The sequence below is a fragment of the Methanoregula sp. genome (genome assembly GCF_049690535.1).
Lineage (GTDB): Archaea > Halobacteriota > Methanomicrobia > Methanomicrobiales > Methanospirillaceae > Methanoregula.
In genome coordinates this window covers 1-4,357 of record NZ_JBAVMX010000137.1, presented here as the reverse complement: position 1 = coordinate 4,357, position 4,357 = coordinate 1, and the positions used below count along the sequence as shown (strand labels likewise).

Sequence of the window (4,357 nt, the reverse complement as noted above, 5' to 3'; positions counted from 1 at the left end):
TCTGCACTATACCGGCCCAAAAGACCCCTCTGATGGGTGTAGGGGGGGTGGGTAATATCTTATGATCTAAAGTAAACCGCCGTCCTCACTCCCCCTGCATCGGCCCACGGTTGCACCGTCATCTCGAACCGGGGCCATTTTCCCGGGTCTCCGGTCTCACGGATGGTGATACCGGTGAATGAACGGGAGATCTGAAAAAAGGCAGATGGGTTTTGACTTAAAAATTTTCTGATTGGAGAGGCTCATCAGGGAGGTATTTATCCTCGCCAAAACTGATTTAGTATATCAATACCTGTGGAATGTGTAACCCGGTTAGACATCATCAGGGTTTTTTTACCCCGACAAAAACCCGGGCCCCGCCGATGCGGTCCTCATGAATCACCACAGGAACACAAAGTCGGTTGGGAAATGGTTGCAAAAGCACCGTGGCACCGATGATTGCACGCGTGAGCAAAACCTAACGTATGAATGGTGTAATTATGGGCGAAGATCGAGAACAAAGTGAGGAAAGGACGCCCGGCTGCCAAGTGCCCGGTCTGCGTGATTTTACCGGTGAATCCGGTCGATCCCCGACAAAGAGAGAAGTTGCCGGCACCATGGAAGATGTGGTCTTCCTTGAGTCGGGTGACGAGAAAACGCAGGATATCTTACGAGCGATCTCCCACCAGACTGCAGGGGGCATAGTTCAGATCCTGTCCTCAGGAGGACCGCTCAACCTGTCGGATATTGCCGACCGGCTGGAAATTTCCCTGAATGCTGCCAAGTATCATATCGCGAATCTTATGAAAGCCGGAATTCTGGAGATCTCCAGGACCCGGTACAGCGTTAAAGGGAAAAAAGTCAAGATCTACTGCTTGAAAAACCAGGTCTTTATCGTTTCCCCTACGGTAACCAGTACCTATCAGCTCAGGCAAGCCGTAGTGAAACACCGGGCTGAACTCGGAGTCACCGTCCGGATAATTCTGAAATGTGATAAAGCCGGGAAAATTACCTTCTTCAATGAATCCGGCCACCGGTTTTTCGGCTTCGCTCACGATGAAATTATCGGAAAACCCCTGATAGGAACCATTGTCCCGGACAGGGAATCGAGCTCAGACCGCGATCTCGAATACATGATTAAAGAGATCCTCACTCATCCCGAAAACTACACAGCCAATGAGAATGAGAATATCACCAAAGACGGGACCCGGGTCTGGATCCGGTGGAGTAACAAACCAATCTACGATGAAAAAGGTGAATTGATCGGGATGTTCAGCATCGGCACGGACATGACCGAGAACAAAGCGGAAGAAGAATCGATCTTCCAGGCAGACAAAGATATTCTGACCTGAAATTCGCCCTACAAGCAAGATATGGTTTAAGGGGACCCAATAACTCGTTTCCTACAAGAATTTTCCTTGTGCCTCCCGGTTCCGGAGAAGCACGGATCCGGTACCGTTCCGGCCCGGAGGGGGGCACCCCCTCCTCCTTTAGCGCCCGGAACAGCACAAGCCTCTTGAAAAACAACACCCGAAATAATGAAAGATACCATGCCATCTGGACGCGGGACCCGGTCGAAGGGCACAAAAGGCACAACGAAATCCGGAATAACCTATACGCCGTCTTTAGCGGACACCGGCTCCGGGACACCCGCCGTTCACCGTTCCGGTATTCTATAAATTCACCATCTGGTACAGCTGCGCAATTGCTGTCAGCGTTTTGAATCCCTTGTCCGTGATGATGTAATCCCCCCGCTCGTGCCGCTGGAGGATCATGCCGGCATCGGTAAGTTTCCGGATATGAAAAAGGAGGTTTCCGCCACGGAGACCGGTCAGCTGGGAAATGTCCGAAAACGTCCTCGTGCCGGTGGCAAGCGACCTGAGGATCTGGAACCGGGGCGGGCTCGATATGGGTTCGAGAAGATCTTTTACAACCTCATCATCGGGTATACGGGTAAGATCAGCGGCAGTCCCGTTTACCTCGTGGTAGATACCTAGCGTCTGCATCAGGCCCACCTGGTTCTCGAAGAGCCGGCCGAGCTCATCAAAGCAGATACCGCACTCATCTTTCTTTCCTTTACTCCGAAGCGTTGTCATCTTTTCCCGATACGACCGGATCAGGTCTTCTGAAACCGTACCCTCAGCGATATGACGAGCTGAGTTCTCAAGGAACTGGGTAAAGACACCAAAGCAGGTTGTCTTCATGGGACAGTCGGCCACCATCCTGGCGGAGAGATCGGTCTTTGCCGCACCGATCTGCTGGTCCGCACATGCACCACCGTACTCTTTTCTGATCCCGCCAAGGACTGCATCCACATGCTGCTGATTCGCCCTCTCGACAAACCGTTTCAGATCCGTCCGGAGCCCCGAGATCTCAGTCTTTAATTCGCGGATCTCTGTCAGTGTTCCTGCTGTGGTCCCCATGATCTTCCTCTCCGTATCGGTCCTGACGGGTAATGACCGTATGGGTCATTATTCTGTATCAGAATCCGTTTGTATATTTTTATGACGCTCAAGTATATATAAATAACTTAACAATCGTTATCCGGTGAAAAAAATGCCTACATGGAAACACACAGGAAAAGAAGTATCGAAGGCAAAGGCTGAAGAATCCCTCAAGGCGATAAAGGGCGCATGTTTCGGATGCGGAACTCACAATGCAGATTGCTCGATCGCAAAGGCAGCCGGCGAGATCTCCGGCATGATGCGTGGTGAGCCGTCAGTAAAGGAACAGATCCATGCACAGATTGCCGGCGCACTCAAAGGCGCGAAGTTCCCGGTCAAGACCCCTAAAGACCTGATCGCAGCATTCCCGAATGGTGCAAACACGACCTGCCAGGTTGGCGATCTGAAGATGACTGCCGGTGAGGCAGGAAAACTCCTCAAGGCAACTGATTTCCCCTTTAAGAGTGCGAAGGCTGTCGCTGACGTCATTGTCGAGCGGGCAGGACTGTAATCCTATAAAAAAATCGTTCAGGGTGAACTTACCATGGTGAAACTCACTGCAGACATGAAAGAAGCATTCGGTAAAATGAAGATCTTCCCGGTTGCGACCGCATCAAAAGACGGGACGCCAAACGTAGTACCTATCGGTGTTGTCGAGCTTGTCAGCGATGACACGATCTGGATCACGGACAACTTCATGCACAAGTCGCTCGAAAACCTTACGGCAAACCCGAAGATCGCGCTCTACGTCTGGGGCCCGGAGATCAAGGGATGCTTCCAGATCAAGGGCCATGCAGCAGTAAAGACCAGTGGCAAAGACTTCGATGCGATGAAGGCAAAGATCAACGCAAAGAACCCGGCCATGCCTGCACGTTCCCTTGTTATCGTGAAGATCACCGAGGTCTTCGAATGCCAGCCGGGCCCGAAAGCCGGCAGCAAAATCCTTTAATTTTTTTCACATTCCGTTTAATGAAGAACAGCCGTTTTTTGGGCGGTTTGACCGCAAAGAGGCTCAACTTAATCTTTTTCACATTCCGTTTAATGAAGAACAGCCGGCACCGGATCACGATAAGGGTAAATTTCTGCCGGGACTTATGAAGAATTCCAGAGTACCCTGCGCACAATCTTCCGGTCACCGGGGAATACCCGGCCCACAAATACCCTTGAGGATCCCGGAAAACGTCTGGTCGTGAATGGAAAATTTCCTCTCCCTTTTTTCCATCTTCCCGCTGTTTATATCCCGGCTTGGTCAATGACCGTGTAAGGCCCAAAAATATGGACAGGAGAAATTCCCTTATGACCACACAGATGCAAGCACGACCAGCCCAGAACGGATTTGAATCCCTTCCAAAATCGGAGAAGCAATGGTTCCTGATCCGGTTACAATCGCTCCCGCGTACATTCGCAAAGGAGCGACCGGCCACAAACCGAATGTCGATTGCGCGAGCGGGGTAACCGGTTCTATCCCATCGGCACCGCTCATGGAGCCGGTGCGGGAAGGCCGGCGTTACAGGTATCCGTCCAGTTCGTGCAGCCGGGGCAGCCGGAGAGAGGCAGCCGCAGCCGGGATAACGTTAACGGCAAGGAGAATCAAAATGGCAGGGGTGACCCGGGCACAGATTGTCGTGTTGGTCAGGCAGTGCCTTTTTGGGGAACTGACTGCAGGATTCATGCTGCATCTGTATTCACATGTAAGGCCATAAGTGATTCTCTTCGTTAATTCCGTCAGGAATGCGCTATCCTGCACTACGGGATCCCGTGTCGCGTCAGGAGATATCAATTATCCGGGAAGGTTGCCCCCCACCCGTGTGCCGGCCTGTCAGGACTCCGGGCTCCTGCAGGGTACAACGCCAAAGTTGATATTGCGGGAATCTGAAATACCGAGTACCTGAAAGCACCGCCGGGGATATATCCAGACCAGCGGTGGGAGATGA

The 4,357-nt window shown here is 51.9% G+C and carries 5 protein-coding genes; 3 read left to right on the top strand and 2 right to left on the bottom strand.

Annotated elements, in window-relative coordinates; genetic code table 11:
- The first annotated feature begins 479 nt into the window (after nucleotides 1-479).
- On the top strand, nucleotides 480-1,331 hold the full coding sequence (locus WCE46_RS10885) for a PAS domain S-box protein (protein WP_424733746.1): 852 nt from the start codon (nucleotides 480-482) through the stop codon (nucleotides 1,329-1,331).
- Nucleotides 1,332-1,652: 321 nt separating this feature from the next.
- On the opposite strand, the gene WCE46_RS10880 is transcribed toward WCE46_RS10885, so the two are convergent.
- A complete protein-coding gene (locus WCE46_RS10880) occupies nucleotides 1,653-2,402 on the bottom strand; it encodes an ArsR family transcriptional regulator (protein WP_424733745.1) in 750 nt (249 codons plus the stop codon).
- 133 nt (nucleotides 2,403-2,535) lie between these two features.
- Between WCE46_RS10880 and WCE46_RS10875 the strand changes: the two genes are divergently transcribed.
- Nucleotides 2,536-2,934, top strand: a complete 399-nt coding sequence (locus WCE46_RS10875; protein WP_424733744.1) for an MTH865 family protein — start codon at nucleotides 2,536-2,538, stop codon at nucleotides 2,932-2,934.
- A gap of 33 nt (nucleotides 2,935-2,967) precedes the next feature.
- Nucleotides 2,968-3,372, top strand: a complete 405-nt coding sequence (locus WCE46_RS10870; protein WP_424733743.1) for a pyridoxamine 5'-phosphate oxidase family protein — start codon at nucleotides 2,968-2,970, stop codon at nucleotides 3,370-3,372.
- Between the two features lie 558 nt (nucleotides 3,373-3,930).
- On the opposite strand, the gene WCE46_RS10865 is transcribed toward WCE46_RS10870, so the two are convergent.
- On the bottom strand, nucleotides 3,931-4,095 hold the full coding sequence (locus tag WCE46_RS10865) for a hypothetical protein (RefSeq protein ID WP_424733742.1): 165 nt from the start codon (nucleotides 4,093-4,095) through the stop codon (nucleotides 3,931-3,933).
- Nucleotides 4,096-4,357 lie beyond the last annotated feature (262 nt).

Bases quoted from the DNA above. Each gene is read 5' to 3' on its own strand.
- WCE46_RS10880 (WP_424733745.1), bottom strand. From the start codon at position 2,402: ATGGGGACCACAGCAGGAACACTGACAGAGATCCGCGAATTAAAGACT.
- WCE46_RS10875 (WP_424733744.1), top strand. From the start codon at position 2,536: ATGCCTACATGGAAACACACAGGAAAAGAAGTATCGAAGGCAAAGGCT.
- WCE46_RS10865 (WP_424733742.1), bottom strand. From the start codon at position 4,095: ATGAATCCTGCAGTCAGTTCCCCAAAAAGGCACTGCCTGACCAACACG.
- WCE46_RS10870 (WP_424733743.1), top strand. From the start codon at position 2,968: ATGGTGAAACTCACTGCAGACATGAAAGAAGCATTCGGTAAAATGAAG.
- WCE46_RS10885 (WP_424733746.1), top strand. From the start codon at position 480: ATGGGCGAAGATCGAGAACAAAGTGAGGAAAGGACGCCCGGCTGCCAA.